We start from the raw sequence: 17,703 nt of genomic DNA, 5'->3' as shown, positions 1-17,703 counted from the left end.
CTCAATGAGGAGGACAGGAATCACATGAAGACGAACAAGATCCTGACCGGGGCAGCGCTCCTGGTCGCGGGCGCTCTCGGTCTGAGCGCCTGCAGCGGCGGCGGGTCCGGCGACAGCACCGGCGGCGCCGTCGAGATGACGCTCTGGCAGAACTCCACGACCGGTCCGGGCCAGCAGTTCTGGAAGGACGCCGTCGCGGCGTTCGAGAAGGAGAACCCGAACGTCACCATCAAGATGCAGTCGATCCAGAACGAAGACCTGGACGGCAAGCTGCAGACCGCCCTGAACGCCGGCGACGCGCCCGACATCTTCCTGCAGCGCGGCGGCGGCAAGATGACGGCCATGGTCCAGGCCGGGCAGCTGATGGACCTGACCGACAAGATCAGCGACAGCGTGAAGTCGGAGATCTCGGAGGGGTCGTTCAAGGCCGAGACGTACCAGGACAAGGTGTGGGCCATGCCGCTGGCGGTGCTGCCGAGCGGCTTCTGGTACAGCTCCGACCTGTTCACCCAGGCCGGCGTGACGGCGACCCCCACGACGATCGACGACCTCGAGACGGTCGTCGGCGAGCTCAAGGGCGCCGGCATCGCGCCCATCGCGCTCGGCGCGAAGGACGCGTGGCCCGCGGCGCACTGGTACTACAACTTCGCGCTCCGCGAGTGCTCGCCGAAGACGATCGAGGCGACCGGCGACTCGAAGGACTTCAGCGACGACTGCTGGCTCAAGGCAGCCGAGGACCTCGAGGACTTCGCCGCGCTGAAGCCGTTCAACGAGGGCTTCCTCACCACCGCCGCCCAGCAGGGCGCGGGCAGCTCGGCCGGCCTCGTCGCCAACCACCAGGCGGCGATGGAGCTCATGGGCGCCTGGGACCCGGGCGTGATCGCGTCGCTGACCCCGGACGAGAAGCCCCTCCCCGACCTCGCCTGGTTCCCCTTCCCGGAGATCTCCGGCGGTCAGGGCGAGCCCGGCTCGATGATGGGCGGCGTCGACGGCTACTCGTGCTCGGCGAAGGCCCCGAAGGAGTGCGCCGACTTCCTCAACTTCATCGCGTCGGCCGACCAGCAGAAGGCGTACTACGCCGCCTTCAGCGCTCCGCCGGTCAACACCGTCGCGCAGGAGGCCGTCCAGGAGGACTACCTGAAGGCCGTCCTCGCCGCGTACAACAAGGCGCCGTTCGTGTCGCAGTGGCTCGACACGGTGCTCGGCCAGAACGTCGGCAACGCGCTGAACGTGGCCGTGGTCGACCTGCTGGCGGGCAAGAGCACGCCGCAGCAGATGATCGAGTCCGTCGCGACCGCTGCGAAGAAGGGCTGATCACTCTCATGTCCCTTCGCGAGACCCCCGTGGCGGTCAGCTCTCCCGACGCGGATCTCGCGCAGCACGGCGGGGGCGGCGTCACGTCGCCCCCGCCCTCGCGGCGCCGACGTCCCCGCGGTTCCGGATGGGCCGACCGACTCGAGATCGCGGTCCTGGTGGGCCCCGCGCTCATCATGTTCCTCGGCTTCGTCATCTTCCCCGTCGTCATGGCGGCGTACTACGGCTTCTTCCGCTGGCAGGGATACGGCCCGCCGACCGAGTTCGTCGGGCTCCAGAACTACCTGACGATCCTCACGGACCCCACCTTCCTCGAAGCCCTCGGCCACAACGGCTTCATCGTCATCGCGTCGATCGTCCTGCAGGGCCCGGTCGCGGTCCTGCTGGCCCTGCTGCTGAACCGCCGCATGCGCGGACAGTCGCTCATCCGGGTCCTGATCTTCGTTCCCTACGTCATCGCCGAGGTCGTCGTCGGCACCGGCTTCGGTCTCATGCTGCAGACGCAGGGCGCCCTCAACGGCCTGCTCCAGAGCCTCGGGCTCGGCGCCCTCGCCAACGACTGGATCGCCAACCCCGACATCGCCATCTGGACCCTGATGGCGATCCTCACCTGGAAGTACGTGGGCTTCGCCGTCATCCTCTTCCTGGCGGGCCTGCAGGGCATCCCGGAAGAGCTCTACGAGGCGGCCGCCCTCGACGGCGCCGGCTACTGGCAGATGCACTGGCGGATCACCCTGCCGCTGCTCGCGCCCACGCTGCGCATCTGGGCCTTCCTGTCGATCATCGGCGCACTGCAGCTGTTCGACCTCGTCTACATCATCTGGGGCCAGTATGTGGCCTCCACCGCAGGCACCTCCACGATGGCGACCTACATGGTCGTCAACGGTCGGAACGCCGGCAACTACGGGTACGGGAACGCCGTGGCCGTCGTCATCTTCGTGATCTCGCTCGCCGTGGCTCTCGTCTATCAGCGGTTCGTGCTGAGGCGAGACACGGCCGGCGCGATCACCACTGCGAAGACCGCAAAGCACGAAGGGAAGAAGGCACGATGAGCGCCCTCACCGCCACCTCCGGGTTCTCTGCCGCACGGCAGCGCCGCCGCCGCGCGAAGGAGCCGCTGCCCTGGGGCCACCCGTTCGTGTACTTCATCGCGCTCGTGGTCATCGCGCTCATGCTCGCGCCGGTGCTGTACATCATCATCGGCGGCTTCCGGAGCAACTCGCAGATCACCGTCGACCCCGCCGGGTGGCCCGACCCGTGGAACGTGCAGAACTACCTCGCCGTCCTCACCGGTCCGCAGTTCTGGCAGCAGGTGCTCAACTCGGTCATCGCGGCGACCGGCACGACGGCCGGCGTCGTCGCGCTCGGCCTGATGGCCAGCTACGTCATCGCGCGGTACACCTTCCGCGGTCGCGGAGCGCTGTACGCCCTGTTCGCCGCGGGATTGATGTTCCCGATCACGGTGGCCATCACACCGCTGTACATCGTGATCCGCGACCTGGGGCTCATGAACTCGCTGGCCGGCATCATCCTGCCGCAGATCGCGTTCGCCCTGCCGACGACGATCATCATCCTGGTGCCGTTCCTGCGGGCCATCCCCGATGAGATCCAGGAGGCGGCCTTCATCGACGGGTGCTCGCGCCTGGGCTTTTTCTGGCGCATGGTGCTGCCGCTGTCCGGACCGGGCGTCATCACCGTCGGCATCCTCGCGTTCATCGGCAGCTGGAACAGCTACCTGCTGCCGCTGTTCATCCTCAACAACGAGGCGACGTTCACTCTGCCGCTGGGGGTGCAGGCGTTCTCGTCGCAGTACTCCGTCGACACCGCCAAGGTGCTCGCGTTCACGTCTCTGTCCATGCTTCCCGCACTGGTGTTCTTCAGCCTGTTCGAGCGGCGCATCGTGGGCGGCCTGACCGGCGCGGTGAAGGGCTGATGCACGTGACCATCTCAGAGAACCCCGTCCACCCCCCGACCCTCCTCCCTGCCGCCTCGCCGCGCGTGTACGCGCTCGTGAACGCGATGACGCTCGAGCAGAAGGTCGCGCAGCTCGTCGGGTTCTGGGTCGACCAGGGCGACGACGTCGTCGCGCCCCTCGCCGGAGAGATGGCGACGTCGGCGAGGTACGAGGAGGCGACCGTCGACGGGCTCGGCCATCTCACCCGCGTCTATGGCACGCGACCCGTCGACGCGGTCGAGCGCGCCGCGTGGCTGTGGGCCGAGCAGCGGCGCCTGCGCGCGGCATCCGGTCACGGCATCGGCGCGATCGTGCATGAGGAGGCGCTGACGGGCCTCGCCGCCTGGCGGGCGGCGACGTTCCCGACGCCGCTCGCGTGGGGCGCGACGTTCGACCCCGACCTCGTCGAGCGCATGGGCCGCGCGATCGGCGCGTCGATGCGCTCTCTCGGCATCCATCAGGCGCTCGCACCCGTCCTCGACGTCGTGCGCGACCCGCGCTGGGGTCGGGTCGACGAGTGCATCGCCGAAGACCCGTACGTCGTCGCCACGATCGCCACGGCCTACGTGAGAGGCCTGCAGGATGCCGGGGTGCATGCGACGCTGAAGCACTTCGTCGGCTATTCCGCGTCGCAGGCGGGGCGCAACCACGCCCCGGTGCACGCGGGGCTGCGCGAGCTCTCCGACGTGTTCCTCCCGCCGTTCGAGATGGCCGTGCGCGACGGTGGCGTGAGGTGTGTCATGAACTCGTACACCGACATCGACGGTGTGCCTGTGGCATCCGACGAGCACCTGCTGACGGACCTCCTGCGCGGCGAGTGGGGCTTCGACGGCGTCGTCGTGTCGGACTACTTCGCCGTCGCGTTCCTCGAGACGATGCACGCCGTCGCCGCCGATCGCATCGAGGCGGCCCGCCTCGCGTTGACCGCCGGGATCGATGTCGAGCTGCCGAGCGGCGACGCGTACGCGCAGCCGCTGCGCGACGGCATCCGCTCCGGTCGCATCGATGAGACGCTCGTCGACCGGGCCCTTCTGCGCGTGCTCGCGCAGAAGGAGGAGCTCGGCCTGCTCGACCCGGACGACAGCGAGCCGCCCACCGAGGTGGATCTCGACACGGCCGAGCACCGCGCCCTCGCCCGAGAGCTGGCCGAGCGCTCCCTCGTCCTGCTGTCCAACGACGGCACTCTTCCCCTGGCCGCGCCCCGGCGCATCGCCGTCATCGGCCCGAACGGCGATGACGCTTCGGCGCTCATGGGCTGCTACTCGTTCGCCAACCATGTGCTCGCGCACCACCCGGGCACACCGCTCGGCTTCGCGATCCCCACCGTGGTCGAGGCCCTGCGGGCGGAGCTGCCGGATGCCGAGATCACCGCCGTCTCCGGGTGCACCGTGGAAGGCGACGACCGCTCCGGCTTCCGCGCAGCGGTGGATGCCGCGGTGGACGCCGATGTCGCCGTCGTCGTGGTCGGCGACCGCGCCGGCCTCTTCGGGCGCGGCACGGTCGGCGAGGGCAACGATACCGAGAGCCTCGAGCTGCCCGGGGTGCAGCGGCAGCTCGTCGAGGCGGTCGTGGCGACCGGGACGCCCGTCGTCGTCGTGCTGCTCACCGGCCGTCCGTACGCACTGTCGTGGGCGCTCGACGGCGCCGGCGCCCCCGCCGCCGTCGTGCAGGCGTTCTTCCCCGGGGAGGAGGGCGGCACGGCGATCGCGCGCCTGCTGGCCGGGGCCGCCTCACCGTCGGGACGCCTTCCGGTGTCGCTTCCGCGATCGGCCGGCGCTCAGCCGTACTCCTATCTGCAGCCGCCGCTGGGCGGCCCGAGCGAGGTGACGAGCGCCGACAGCACTCCGGTGCGACCGTTCGGCTTCGGCCTCGGCTACACGACGTTCCGCCGCACGGATCTGTGGGCACCGGCCAGCACGGCGACGTCCGGCTCGTTCCCCGTCGAGGTGACCGTCGCCAACACCGGCGCACGATCGGGCGTGGAGATCGTGCAGCTCTATGCGCACGACGTGCACGCGAGCGTCGTGCGTCCCGTCGCACAGCTGCTCGGCTATGCCCGCGTGGAGCTCGCTCCGGGCGAGAGCGCGCGCGTGCGGTTCGAGGTGCCGACGGCTCGGCTCGCCTTCACCGACCGGGCCGGACGGCGCGTCGTGGAACCGGGGCGGGTGGACCTGTGGGTCGGCGCGTCGGTGGCCGACCGCGAGACTCAGGGTGCCATCGAGCTGACCGGCGAGATCCACCCGGTCTCGGCCGCCGACGCCCGCAGTGTCGGTGTCATCGTCGGCAAGGGCTGACCGTGGCCCTGCAGTACACCGATCTGCCGTTGGAGGAGCTGCGCGCATACGCCCCGGCACTTGTCGAACCGGACGACCTGGACGACTTCTGGGCCGCGACGATCGACCGGGCGCGGGCTGCGTCGACCTCCGAGGCTGCCCGCGTGCCGGTCGAAGGACCTGTCCGCACCGTCATCGTGGAGGACCTGACCTTCCCCGGCTTCGGCGGCGAACCGGTGCGCGGCTGGGTGCTGCGGCCCCGTGACGGGCTCCCCGCACCCGCCGTCGTCGAGTTCGTCGGCTACGGCGGCGGGCGCGGGCTCCCCGGTGAGCGGCTCGGCTGGGCGTCGGCGGGTTACGTCCATGTCGTCATGGACACGCGCGGGCAGGGCAGCGGCTGGAGCCTCGGCGACACTCCCGACCCGCACGGGTCGGGGCCCGCGATCCCGGGCGTGATGACCCGCGGCATCCGCGACCCGCACGAGTACTACTACCGGCGCGTGTTCACCGATGCCGTGCGCCTCGTGGATGCCGTGGCGGCGATGCCGTTCGTCGACCCCGATCGCATCGCCGTCACGGGCGGCAGCCAGGGGGGTGGCATCGCGCTCGCCGCCGCAGCGCTGTCGGGCCGCGTCGGGGCCGTCATGCCCGATGTGCCCTTCCTCTGCGACTTCCCGCGAGCGATCACCCGCAGCCTGCACGATCCGTTCACCGAGATCACCCGCTACCTCGCCATGCATCGCGAGGCCGCGGATGCCACGCGCCGCACCCTCTCGTACTTCGACGGCGCCGTGCTCGCGCGTCGCATCACCGCCCCCGCACTCGTCTCGGTCGCCCTCATGGACGAGATCGTGCTGCCGTCGACGGTGTTCGCCGCGTTCCACGCCCTCGCCTCGACCGACAAGACCCTCGCGGTCTACGAGTTCAACGGACACGAAGGCGGCGGCATCCACCACTGGATGCGGCAGACCGCCTGGCTCGCCGCTCTCTGGTGATGCGCCCCGTTCAGCGCCCCAGCAGCTCGAGCTGCTCGTCGAGGTAGTCCGCCAGGGGGCGTGTGGCGCCACCGGTGCTCCACCGCACCAGGACGACCCCGTCGCTGCACGACAGGCGGCCGGATGCCTCGCCGCGTGCCACGGCGTCGAGATCGATCGGGACCGCCCCCAGGTGCACGATCTCACCGTCGGCGAAGCCGCCGCGGGCGGCGGCGGCGGCGCGCTCCGACCGCTCTCGCTGAGCCTGTGCCGTGAAGCCGCGGGGCGCCTCGGTGCGGGCGCGGAGCACGTCGCCGGTCGCGTAGACCTCGGCGTCCGCGATGAGGAGCACGCCGACGTGCCACGCCTCGCCGACCGGCACGATCCGCGGCGCGCGCCCGAAGCCCAGGAGCTTGCGCGCGTGCGCCCAGTCGCCCAGCCGCTCGCGCGGAGACCCCGCCAGGCGCCGCCGGGCGTCGGTGAGAACATCGTCGAGTTCGACGCCGTTGTCGCTGCCGTCCACACAGCCAGCCTACCGACGCGCGGTGGGGCGGCTCCGCTAATATGTTTTCTATGCCAACAAACTCACGGGATCTGGATGCCGCGCTCGAGAACGACGAGGACGTCCGCGCCCTGTTCGCGGGCGAGTGGATCCGCTACCGCACCTCCGACACCCTGCCCGGCCTCACCTGGAAGGCCCAGTCGACGTGCGCGCGCATCAACCGGATCTTCTTCGACGACCCCGAGGAGGCGCAGCTCCTGTTCGCCGAGCTCGTCCCGGGCGCCGGGACCGGGGTCGACTTCCGCCCCCCGATCAACCTCGACTACGGCATCGGGCTGACGATCGGCGACCGGACGTTCCTCAACAAGGACTTCCTCGTGGTGGGCGGCGGCTACGTCACGATCGGTGCCGACTGCCTCATCGGTCCCCGGTGCAGCATCTACACCCCCAACCACGCCGAAGAGCCCGGCCGTCGCCGCGAGGGATGGGAGCGCGCCTCCGCCGTCACGATCGGCGACAACGTGTGGCTCGGCGGATCGGTGACGATCCTCCCCGGAGTGACGATCGGGGACGACAGCGTCATCGGCGCCGGGTCGGTCGTCACCCACGACATCCCCTCCGGCGTGGTCGCCGCGGGCAACCCGTGCCGCGTGATCCGACCGCTGCGCACCGCCTGACCGGAGTGTCGGTCAGCGCGGTCCCGGCCGCACCGTGAGGTCGCTGATCACGGCATCCCGCGGCAGATCGATCGCCGTCAGCACCGCCGTCGCGACGGACGCGGGGTCGATCCACCGGTCGGCGTCGTAGGCGGCACCCTCCTGCGCGTGCACCTTCTCCTGCATCGGCGTCGCCGTGCGGCCGGGGTACACCGTCGTGACGCGGACGCCGTGCTCCGCCTCCTCGCCGCGCAGGGCGTCGGCGAGCGCTTTGAGGCCGTGCTTGGATGCCGCGTACGCCGCCCAGTCCGGATGCGCGGTCAGCCCCGCACCCGAGTTGACGAACACCACCTGCCCGCGCGCGGCGCGCAGCCGCGGCAGCAGAAGGCGCGTGAGCTCGGCGGGCGCGACCAGGTTGACCGCGAGCTGCTCGGTCCACGCGGCGACGGGGAGATCGGCGACATGGCCGAGATCGACGATGCCGGCGGCATGGATGAGGGTGTCGATCGCGTCCGGGAGGTCAGCGACGTCCGCGGCATCCTGCACCGCCGCCGCAAGCGCGTCGGGCCGAGCGAGGTCGGCGACGATCGAGGTACTCCCGGGGAGGACGCTCGCGAGGTCGTCGGCGCGCGCCTCGTCGCGCACGACGAGGACGAGCCGGTCGCCGCGTGCGGCGAGACGTTCGGCGATGAGGCGCCCGATGCCGGATCCGGCGCCCGTGATCACGTGGGTGGCGGTCATCCGTCCATCCTCGCACCGTGGCACCCGGACGGGGGCTCGCCCGCCCGCGCCGCCGCCTATGCCGACGGAGACCGGCGACCCCGAGTCAGACGCCGCCGTCGATCGACCGGATGAACTCCCCCGGTTCGTCCGGCACCATGACCGGGGTGTCGCGGTTGAGGCTCTTGCCGCCGAAGAAGGGCTTCGACCGCGGGAAGAGGTACCAGACCAGCATCAGCACCACACCGACCAGCAGCGCGCCGATGCCGACGACGAACGTGCCGCCGATGCCCAGGAGCACGGTGTTGCCGTAGTCGACGTCCCACATGTCGATCGCCGACTGCACGAACGCGAAGGTGAGCATGAGCGCGCCGAGGAGGGGGAAGATCCCCTTCACCCACAACTCGCGCGCCGAGTTCTTGAGGTCGCGACGGTAGTACCAGACGCACGCGTAGCCGGTGATGCCGTAGTAGAAGGCGATCGCGAGGCCGAGCGAGGCGATCGAATCCTGCAGGATGTTGTCGCTGATCAGGGTCATGCCCACGTAGTAGCAGATCGCGACGACGCCGCCCACGATGGTGGAGAACGACGGCGTCTTGTAGACCGGGTGCACGTCCTTGAACTTCGCCGGCAGCGCCCGGTACACGCCCATCGCGAGCGTCCCACGCGCGGTCGGCAGGATCGTCGTCTGGGTCGAGGAGACCGCCGAGATGAGCACGGCGACGACGAGCAGCCAGCCGAACGGTCCGAGCAGGCCGTCTTTGATCGCGAGGAAGAAGTCGTCGGCATTCGCCTCGTTGCCGAGGCCGGTGCCGTCTTCGCCGAGACCCGCGTACATCATCGCCGCGATCGTGACCGAGACGTACGTGAACAGCAGGATGATCGTGGTCAGCAGCGCGGCGCGACCCGGGATGCGCTTCGGGTCCTTGGTCTCCTCATTGAGGGCGAGGCACGTGTCCCAGCCCCAGTAGATGAACAGGGCGAGCAGGATCGCCTCGGTGAAGCCGTGGAAGTCGGTGAACGCGAGCGGGTTGAGCCAGTTCCAATCGAACGCGGTGGCTCCCGGGGCCGAGCCGTCGAAGAACTGCCACAGCGCCGCGACCACGAAGATGCCGAGGGCCAGGTACTGCACGCCGAGCAGGATGTTCTGGATGCGCTCGCCGATCTCGACTCCGCGCCAGCTCACCCACGTCATCGCGGCGATGAAGGCGACCGCGACGAGGATGATGCGCCAGTCGTTGTTCTCGAGGTCGAGGCCGAACAGGTCCCAGAAGTAGACCGACGCGATCTGGGCGAGGTTCGCGAGCACGACCATGCCCGCGACCGCGACCCCCCAGCCGCCCATCCAGCCGACCCACGGGCCGAACGCCTTCGTGCCCCACGTGAAGGTCGTGCCGCAGTCGGGCATCTCGTTGTTGAGCTCGCGGTAGGCGAACGCGATGAAGAGCATCGGCACGAACGCGATGATGAAAGCGATCGGGGCCTGCGCCCCCACGGCGAGCACGACGAAGCCGAGCGTCGCGACGAGGGAGTAGACGGGCGCCGTGGATGCCAGGCCGATGACGGTCGAGCCCCACAGGCCGAGCGTGCCCGCCGCGAGGCCCTTGCCGTCGCTGCGCTCCAGGTGGATCGGGGTGGTGCTGCCGAAATCGCTCATCCGCTGCCCTCCAGGCGTCTTCGTCGGGTTGCCGAGAAGAGTAGCGGGGATGCCGGGTCACCAGAAGCTGGCCGCGCGGGCGATTCTCCCGCTGAGGCTGGACATCGCGTACATCCCTCGACGACGTGCGACCGTCACAGCTCCTCGGAGGCACGGAGCCTGTCGACGATCACGGCGAGCTCGTCCGCGTCGAGGAGCTTCGGAACGATCCGCCGGCTGACGTCATTCAACGTCAGTGGAACGACTGTGCGAACGCCGCCCTTCCTCATATCGACGACCAGAGCGGGGTACGACCTGCCAAACGTCGTGTACTCCCCCACAGAGAAAAGTGCAGAGTCCACGTCGACTCGGACCAGAACACGTGATCCTCGCGCGTTCCACACCTCGATGAACGTCGGCGCGAGCGCAACCGCCGCCCCGCGCGGGGTTGAGAATGGTCGGTCGATCGAAGCGATCGAGCGGAGTGCCGCTGCTTGTTCAGACCCGATCCCGGCAGCAACGACGACGTTGTGCGGATAGCGCTTCAGGAGGCGCGCTGTCCCGCGTCGACCGTCAATTCCGGACATCGCAAAAGCGCCAACCACGGCAATCGGCAATAAGACGACGCCCACGGCGATGCCGGCCAGGACTACATCAGCGCGGGAAGATTCTGAATCAGACGACACCGCGATCACGCGCCTCAGCGTGCTGACGCAGAGGATGCCCAGCGCCACGACGACCGAGAGCCAGCGGATCACACGGCGCCGCGCTCTTCTGCGTTCTACTCCCATATAGCGACGGCAAACTTCCTACGGAGCTTGGCCCGGTTTTCCGGACGGTTGGTGTGCGTTGATCATGCCGCGATCTCGGTGTCGGTGTCGGTGTGAAGTGTTTCGTCTTCGGCGGGACTGAGGTAATCGAGAGCGGACGAGCACCGATCTGGCGCGCGACAAGCTACGCGAACTGCAGAACTGCAGAACTGCAGAACTGCAGCTCCAATCGTCATCGCTAGCCCCATCAGCATCCCGCCGACCCCGACCATCCCAATCCAGAACGGACTGGACAGTCTCTCGACCGCACGCGCCTGACGTTTCCCGACTATGCGCTGTGCACGAACGGCAGACCTGAACAGTGATCGTCGGTAGACAACGATCAACCCGCCACGGGGATTAGTATCACGCCCACGACAAAGTTGATCAGCGACATCGATGCTGACATCTCATGACCACCCCCAGCCCGCCGTCGCGCTTGCAACCAGCACCAAACGCCAGCCCTCCGCCCCGCGCCCATCTGGAAGCGTCAGCACCGGGAAGCCGGTCAGGCGTCTCATTCAGGGTTCCGTGCACGGCTCCGAGGAAGCCGCAGCTTTGGAATGCACCCACGGGCGGGCTTCGGTGGCGTCAGCGAAGTCGAACCACGCTCTTTCTGACTGTTCATTGTCAACGTAGGCGAATACCAGGATGACGCTGCGCTCGTCGACCACATTCTGGTCGATTCGCTCATACGTCACACCCAGTCCCGATTGGCCCAGTGTGAGTGAGTCTCCTGTTCTTGCCTGGATGTCGCCCGTCGCTTTCCAGAACTCTCGCCAGCGCGGTCCTGAGGTCTGTTCGACATCCGCGCCGAGCTCGTCGGCGGCAAAGGGCTCGCAAAAGGAGAGTTCGATGGCACCATCAACCACACGCGCAGCCCAATTCGGAGGTTCCACCGCTGGATCGCATGCTGAGAGACCGAGCATGGCAAGCGTCGCAGCGGAAGCAACGAGTGCGCGCCGACCCCTCAAGGCTCCGCCAAGCGTTTGAGGGGATTCGAACACTGAGCACCGCCGCCTAGTAGACCGTGACGTTTCCATGCATTGAGCCCCGCTACCAGGGAATCCACCTCCAGCTCCGTAATCGACCCAAGAGATACTCCCGACTGCGAGGGGAGGGCGAGATCAATACTCCCGCTCTCCCACTCGACCGAGAGAGTGGGCACCGCCGCACGGAGCGCGCGATCGATTCGACGAATCTGCACGAGCGATGCCTTGGGAATGGGACGTATCAGCTGGTTGGTACCGGTGCCGTCCAGAAGGAGAAGCTCCTGGGGCGTGAGCGCAATAATTCCTGCACGGTGCTTGGAAGCTGTGGCGCCCGACGTGATCAAGACCTCAGTGAACAGGATCGTCGATAGGTATCCTTCCCGCACCTGTACCCGGTCCGCCCTTCTGCGCAGACCACGCCACCGCAGCACCGTTGCGCGCACGAAAACTGCGATGGCAAACGTTCCGAAGACAGCAAATAGCAGAGCAGGAAGCTCCAATCGTCCCATCGGCAGGAGCATTCCGAGCACGAACGCCATACCCGTCAATGCCACGACGGAAGTGATCGAGGCCACCACCGACACACCACGAAACTCGATCGCCAGGAATGGAACACGAGGATCATTCTTCGTCGCCGTCATGGCAGTATTGCCCTTCCCGACGAGGTTGCAAGTAGCCAAACTCCGCCCGCCAGTGCACCAAAGATACCGCCGCCTCATGCCGGTAGCGCGCGCCGCATTGCCTCCGCGATGGCCTCGACATCACGGTCGCTGGGTGGGGTGATCCACAGCGGTCTCTTGCCCAGCAGGTAGACGTCGATCATCCCTCGCTCCGGCGTCACTATCCTCACGACCTTGCTGAACCCGGGAAAGGGAACAGCTCGAGTCACCTTTATCGTCATCGCGTCTTCGACCGCAAGCATCTCACCGACCGCGGGGAGCGGAGGCTCGAAGCGGACTCCTCGCGCCCCCACGTACAGAAGCAGCGGACCCTCCACTTCCGTCGGCGCAGCCACGGCCTCTGGAGGCGCATACGCCAAGCCCTCTGCAGCTACGGGGAGTTCGCCTGAGTGAGGCCTCTGGCGCAAGTGGGAGACGACCGCGAGATGCGCGCGAATCCAGAGGAGGTAGACAAGTAACCCGATTACCACAGCCAGCCCGAGCGACAAACCCAGCAATGTGATCGAACCGGTCGTGATTCCGAGAACCACCCCCGTCACCCACACCAGAGCCAACACGAAACCCAGCACGACAGTCATCCCCGCCGCCGGGCGCAAGGTAGACCGAATCAGGACAGACGGGACCTTCATTTCAACTCCCGAGCCGGCGTCGGTGAATCTGGCTTCTGCGCGGATGCCCCGGAGAGGGTTTCCGTGGCAGTAGCGCAGAGGTCGCGCAGCTCCTGACCGCGCATCCGTCGGGGGAAGAGGATTCCGCGCTCGTCCACGGGGAACATCGCGATCGGCGGAAGCGGCCGGTCATGGTGAGCCATGGCCAGGTGTTCGAAGTCGCCGTAGATGGTCGTGGTGGAGCCGATCTCGAAGAAGATTCCCTCCCCTGCGCACCGGATCACCAGCCGTGGACGCCGGCCGCAATAGAGCGCGGCCATCTTCTCGGTCACGACGAGCTGTGCGACCAAACCGCTCCCTGCCGGAATCCTTGCGTGAGGACTAACGCCCCATGCCCGCACGGTGTCGAGCTGATCGGCCCGTACGGTCACGGGCTGCACGAGCGCCGCCGGAAACTCCCTGCGCAGTGGCCCGAGGCCACGCTTCACCTTCGCCGTCGAGAGGAGCAGCACAAGAAGCACCACAACGAAGGCGAAGAGCAGCGCAACGATGAAAAGCCACAGGGTGGCATCCGTGCCCAGTGAGCCACTCAGGTCTCCGGCTGACGAAAGCAGTGCGACAAGCCTCAGGTAGGCGGCGATGAATAACGCTATCCCGCCACCGACAACCGCGACCGATGCCTTCACCTTCGACGGTCGCTTCTTCGGGTTCATGCGCTGCCTCGTTCCCATGGGTCTCACAGGCCGCCAATGAGAGTCGCTCGTCCGGTGGGAAGCCGACCGACGGTGACCGTGTTCTGTGATCCGATCGCTGAGCAGCGCACGATATCGACGATCAGCGCCGGGTATGACCTGCCAAGGGTGGTGTACTCCCCGACCTCGTATCGCGCGCGATCGGTTTCGATATGGATCAGGAGACGCGTTCCTCGCGAGTTCCACACGTCGATGCACGTTGAAGCAAGCACGACGAGAAGTCCTTGCGGGGTCCGGAAGAGCTTGCGTTTCGCAGCGACGGCTCGGAGCGCGTTCGCTTGCTCGGTTCCCACGCTGGCGAACACGATGACATCGTGCGGGTACGTGATTCGTAGACGTGTCGACCCCCTGCGGCTGAAGATCCCCGGCAAGGCGAAGGCGACAAGAATCATGATCGGGAGCACGACTGTACCCAGTGCGACTCCGGTCAGGATGATGTCTCCGCGGGTATGCCCTGAACCAGGCGACAGAGCTATCACCAATCGCACCGAACTCAAGAGCAGCACTCCCAGAATCACGACGGCGAGGACCCAACGGCGCGCTCGCGGACGTGACCACTTACGTTCTCCTGCCATCTGCACCTCTCGCGTATCTGAACACGATCGTTCTTTGCGCGGCTGCAGAAGAACGTGCTCCTGGCCTACAGCGATGCTGGCGAACGGAAGGCTCGCACCATGAAGCTCACCAGGACCCACAGTATTGCCACGAACAGGAGAAAGATGCCGACGAAGAAGTAGATCACGAGAGGTAAGGGCGTGCTGTTGAGCGAGCAGTTTCGCGAGTTCTCCGATATCGCGAACCCCAGGAAGCCAGCCGGCATCACCACCGCAGCAGCGCCGCATCCGGCGGCGAGCGTGCCGACGATCACACGCCACCACCCCTTGCCCTTGAGACGGCCCAACACGTGGACGACCAAAGCCGTTACGCCGAACGAGACCGTGAGCACGACCACCCAACTGAGGATGGTCGCCGGTCGAGCACTGGATGACGCGAGTTCAGCAGATAGGGCGCAGCCCGGTAGCGCGGCGAAGGTCCACGCGACCCCAGCGGCGGCACCGCCGACCCATGCCCACCATCGTGTGCCGCCCTGTGCCTCTCTTGCGCCATGATCTCCGGTTGCAGACACCGCCCACACCTCCGTTCGAGGGGAGGGGCTGCTGCACTGGCGGCGTGTTTGGAAGCTGTCGCCTATCTGTGCAGCAGTCCGTCTCGTTTCGGGTCGCTTTACTCCGCACGTACTCGATGCGCCCATGAAACAGCAACCACGACGACGGACGCAAGACAGAGGACCGCGCCCGCGATGAAGTGAACCGCGAGCCACGCTGGCGCCTGCCCGATATCGCATGATGGGGCGTTCTGATGCACGGCCTCACCGAGGAGGACAGCCGGAACCATCGTCGAGGCAGCGGCGCAGCCGACCGATAGAAGGTAGACCAAGAGCCGAACAGGAGCGCGACCGCGAACTAGGGCGACCATTCCCCACGTAAGCAGCAACGGTGGTCCAACAGAGAGCACGATCACCACAGCCCACGAGAAGACGTTCGCGGGGCGCGAAATAGTCTCCACGAGAGACGGGGACCATCCACAGACAGGGACAACGAGCAGGACCCCCGCCCCAGTGATGGACAAGCCAAGCAGCCAGGCGACAACCACACCGCCTATAGCCGGGGACCGACTACTCATGGTGGGGCCGGTTGCATGCGTTTCTACCAGTTGCATACGCCTCCGATTCCACCATTTCGCCCGATATTGGAGATCGCTTCGTGTGGACTACCCCAACCTGGATTAGAGGACCTCCCAGCCTCCAGATCCCAGGTTTCATTGCCCACCAACCCGTTAAGTTAGGGGCGCCGAGGCATGACAGTCATACTGCTGGGTCATCGCAGGGGTGTCGAACTCTGCACCGACGATGGGGACTATTTGTGGGTACGGAGGCAGTACCTGGAGTCGACGCCGAGGAATCGGCCGAGGGACCCGATGTAGACGCGGGCTCCCATTTCGGTGGCCGCGGGGCCTCCGGCGGTGTCGACGAGTTTCAGGGCGGCTTGGTACCAACCGCCGCGTTCCCCGTTGAGACCTCCGTTGTCGGATGTGGACGTGCCGATTCTCCCCGTGGCGGGGTCGGTGGGTTGTCCGAACGGGTCCTACGGGAGTGCTGCGATCTCTACATGAGGACAAACGCCACCACCGCGAATCCGCCCGCCACCACAGAAGTGACGGCGTACTCAATGACGACGGACCCGCGCGCCCGCCATTGCGCGCGATGGTCCTGTCGGACCGTTTCGGCCGGGTCCTCCCACTTGGGCGATGGAGGATACTTTTGGTCTGTCCGACGACGGCCAGCGATCAGGCGGCCGATCGAGACGAGAAACACGGCGCCGCCTATGGCCACGAGAAGGATCGACCAGACTCCGGGCGAAACTGCTGCAGCGCACCGGTCGAACCACCTTGCAAAGATGTATGCCGCCGCAATGGGTGAGGTGATCGCCAGCGCGGTCCCAGACCAGTACGGCACCATCCGTGCGTAGGTAGCTCTCCAGCCTCCTTGCTCAGCATTGGCCTTCTTGACGTAGTCGATACTCCATCGCGCAACAACCATCGCGGAACCGGCGAGAATGATCGCGACCCAGACGGAGGCGAGCTGCCCTACGCAACTCACCGCTCGAGCGTCGTCGACGTCGGCTCCCACTTCCCCTCGACCTCCACGTTCACCGGTTCCGTGAACGTCTGCCGGATCCGGGAACCATCCGCGCGACCGAATGTGTTCGAGTACTCATCCCGGTCCACCACCGGGAGATCAGCGACCTCCGCCGCCAGATCCTCGCTTCCCTGCCCCAACGGCATCGGCGCGAGCGTCACCGGCTGCGGAGCTGACGCCACCGCCTCCGCCTGAGCCGAGAAATCCCCCACCGGATACTCCACACCCTTCACGGGCGCGAGATCGATATCCGGAGCGACCCGCTCCACATGCTCCGCCGTGAGCTCACCCGGCGGCACCGGCGAAGGCTCCCTCGCCGCCGCGGGCTCAGGGCCTCGCACGGAAGCGATCGCCCCATCAACGGGCAGCGCAGCCAGGACGCAGGCCATGGCCAGAGCAGCAAAAGACACACGAAAACGACGCAACACCGCTGATCCTCCGAGGTGACGAGGAGACAAACGAAGACACATCCACGCCGCTCATGACAGCGTTTCTTTATAGCTTGCTGTGAATCTACAAGGAAGCAGCTATCCCAGCGCAAGTATCAATTCCCACGCGGCTGATAGGTGACGCCACGAACCAGCGATCAGACGATGCCGTGGCGATGGACGCCGGATGCCAGGGAGCGCCCGTTGACGTCGAGGTACAGCTGGCTCTCGGTCACCGAGATGGTCAGCGTGTTGCGGCGCTCCACGGCATCCGCGACGTCGTCGACGAAACCGGGGTCGAAGGTCGTGAGCACGATGTCCTCCGCGCGGTGGACCTTCTTGCCCGCCCAGAGCGGCAGCACCTTCGCGGGGTCACGATGCGTGTAGACCCGCACGCGGCCGGTCAGCTTGCTGCCGTGGTGCAGCCGTTCGGCATCCGGTGCGCCGACCTCGATCCATGCGGTCTGGCGGCCCGTGGCATCCCGCACGAGCACCGCCGGCTCGTTCGTCGCCGACACCCCTTCGCTGAACACGATGCCGTCCTCGTATTCGAGGCAGTACGCGAGCAGGCGCGTGACGAGGAAGGCCGTCGTCTCCGACGGGTGCTGCCCGAGTCGCAGCGTCAGATCCTCGTAGACCCCGCGGTCGAGGTCCGCCACCTGCACGTCGAAGGTATGCATCACCACGCCGATCGCCATGCTCCGAGC

The 17,703-nt window shown here is 67.2% G+C and carries 19 protein-coding genes; 6 read left to right on the top strand and 13 right to left on the bottom strand.

Annotated elements, in window-relative coordinates:
• The first annotated feature begins 24 nt into the window (after positions 1 to 24).
• From J0I43_RS09880 to J0I43_RS09860, 5 genes are all read left to right on the top strand, one after another.
• Entirely contained in the window at positions 25 to 1,314 is a 1,290-nt protein-coding gene (locus J0I43_RS09880) for an ABC transporter substrate-binding protein (RefSeq protein ID WP_292862736.1), read from the top strand.
• 8 nt (positions 1,315 to 1,322) lie between these two features.
• A complete protein-coding gene (locus J0I43_RS09875; protein WP_292862734.1) occupies positions 1,323 to 2,366 on the top strand; it encodes a carbohydrate ABC transporter permease in 1,044 nt (347 codons plus the stop codon).
• Complete coding sequence (locus J0I43_RS09870; RefSeq protein ID WP_292862731.1) at positions 2,363 to 3,247, top strand: carbohydrate ABC transporter permease; 885 nt, start codon at positions 2,363 to 2,365, stop codon at positions 3,245 to 3,247. The genes J0I43_RS09875 and J0I43_RS09870 overlap by 4 nt, the downstream gene beginning before the upstream one ends.
• A gap of 86 nt (positions 3,248 to 3,333) precedes the next feature.
• Entirely contained in the window at positions 3,334 to 5,562 is a 2,229-nt protein-coding gene (locus J0I43_RS09865) for a glycoside hydrolase family 3 N-terminal domain-containing protein (protein ID WP_292863254.1), read from the top strand.
• A gap of 8 nt (positions 5,563 to 5,570) precedes the next feature.
• The gene (locus tag J0I43_RS09860) at positions 5,571 to 6,536 is read left to right on the top strand and encodes an acetylxylan esterase (protein WP_292863251.1); all 966 of its coding nucleotides are present in this window, start codon (positions 5,571 to 5,573) and stop codon (positions 6,534 to 6,536) included.
• Positions 6,537 to 6,546: 10 nt separating this feature from the next.
• On the opposite strand, the gene J0I43_RS09855 is transcribed toward J0I43_RS09860, so the two are convergent.
• Positions 6,547 to 7,038, bottom strand: coding sequence for a glutaminase (locus J0I43_RS09855; RefSeq protein WP_292862728.1), 492 nt, complete (start codon positions 7,036 to 7,038; stop codon positions 6,547 to 6,549).
• A 50-nt stretch (positions 7,039 to 7,088) separates the two neighbouring features.
• Here J0I43_RS09855 and J0I43_RS09850 point away from each other — a divergent pair, with 50 nt between their 5' ends.
• Positions 7,089 to 7,694 carry a sugar O-acetyltransferase gene (locus tag J0I43_RS09850; protein WP_292862725.1) on the top strand — a complete coding sequence of 202 codons (606 nt, stop codon included), beginning with the start codon at positions 7,089 to 7,091 and terminating at the stop codon, positions 7,692 to 7,694.
• A 12-nt stretch (positions 7,695 to 7,706) separates the two neighbouring features.
• Here the strand turns inward: J0I43_RS09850 and J0I43_RS09845 are convergent, their stop codons facing one another.
• The 12 genes from J0I43_RS09845 to J0I43_RS09790 form a co-directional block, all read right to left on the bottom strand.
• Entirely contained in the window at positions 7,707 to 8,414 is a 708-nt protein-coding gene (locus tag J0I43_RS09845) for an SDR family oxidoreductase (RefSeq protein ID WP_292862722.1), read from the bottom strand.
• A gap of 85 nt (positions 8,415 to 8,499) precedes the next feature.
• On the bottom strand, positions 8,500 to 10,050 hold the full coding sequence (locus J0I43_RS09840) for an APC family permease (RefSeq protein ID WP_292862719.1): 1,551 nt from the start codon (positions 10,048 to 10,050) through the stop codon (positions 8,500 to 8,502).
• A gap of 134 nt (positions 10,051 to 10,184) precedes the next feature.
• Positions 10,185 to 10,787 carry a hypothetical protein gene (locus J0I43_RS09835; protein ID WP_292862716.1) on the bottom strand — a complete coding sequence of 201 codons (603 nt, stop codon included), beginning with the start codon at positions 10,785 to 10,787 and terminating at the stop codon, positions 10,185 to 10,187.
• A gap of 572 nt (positions 10,788 to 11,359) precedes the next feature.
• Entirely contained in the window at positions 11,360 to 11,710 is a 351-nt protein-coding gene (locus J0I43_RS09830) for a hypothetical protein (protein WP_292862713.1), read from the bottom strand.
• A gap of 98 nt (positions 11,711 to 11,808) precedes the next feature.
• Entirely contained in the window at positions 11,809 to 12,471 is a 663-nt protein-coding gene (locus J0I43_RS09825) for a hypothetical protein (RefSeq protein WP_292862710.1), read from the bottom strand.
• 74 nt (positions 12,472 to 12,545) lie between these two features.
• The gene (locus J0I43_RS09820) at positions 12,546 to 13,088 is read right to left on the bottom strand and encodes a hypothetical protein (RefSeq protein WP_292862707.1); all 543 of its coding nucleotides are present in this window, start codon (positions 13,086 to 13,088) and stop codon (positions 12,546 to 12,548) included.
• A 47-nt stretch (positions 13,089 to 13,135) separates the two neighbouring features.
• On the bottom strand, positions 13,136 to 13,831 hold the full coding sequence (locus J0I43_RS09815) for a hypothetical protein (RefSeq protein WP_292862704.1): 696 nt from the start codon (positions 13,829 to 13,831) through the stop codon (positions 13,136 to 13,138).
• 23 nt (positions 13,832 to 13,854) lie between these two features.
• A complete protein-coding gene (locus tag J0I43_RS09810) occupies positions 13,855 to 14,262 on the bottom strand; it encodes a hypothetical protein (protein WP_292862701.1) in 408 nt (135 codons plus the stop codon).
• Positions 14,263 to 14,510: 248 nt separating this feature from the next.
• Positions 14,511 to 14,822: a hypothetical protein gene (locus J0I43_RS09805; RefSeq protein WP_292862697.1), complete on the bottom strand. Its 312-nt coding sequence runs from the start codon at positions 14,820 to 14,822 to the stop codon at positions 14,511 to 14,513.
• A gap of 1,212 nt (positions 14,823 to 16,034) precedes the next feature.
• Positions 16,035 to 16,559, bottom strand: a complete 525-nt coding sequence (locus J0I43_RS09800; protein WP_292862695.1) for a hypothetical protein — start codon at positions 16,557 to 16,559, stop codon at positions 16,035 to 16,037.
• Positions 16,526 to 16,867, bottom strand: a complete 342-nt coding sequence (locus J0I43_RS09795; protein WP_292862692.1) for a hypothetical protein — start codon at positions 16,865 to 16,867, stop codon at positions 16,526 to 16,528. Before J0I43_RS09795 ends, J0I43_RS09800 begins: the two co-directional genes overlap by 34 nt.
• A gap of 287 nt (positions 16,868 to 17,154) precedes the next feature.
• The gene (locus J0I43_RS09790) at positions 17,155 to 17,694 is read right to left on the bottom strand and encodes a YaeQ family protein (protein WP_292862689.1); all 540 of its coding nucleotides are present in this window, start codon (positions 17,692 to 17,694) and stop codon (positions 17,155 to 17,157) included.
• Between the last annotated feature and the right edge of the window lie 9 nt (positions 17,695 to 17,703).

Source organism: Microbacterium sp., from assembly GCF_017305435.1.
GTDB lineage: Bacteria > Actinomycetota > Actinomycetes > Actinomycetales > Microbacteriaceae > Microbacterium.
The sequence above is the reverse complement of the archived record's forward strand: the minus strand, read 5'-3'. Positions and strand labels throughout refer to the sequence as shown.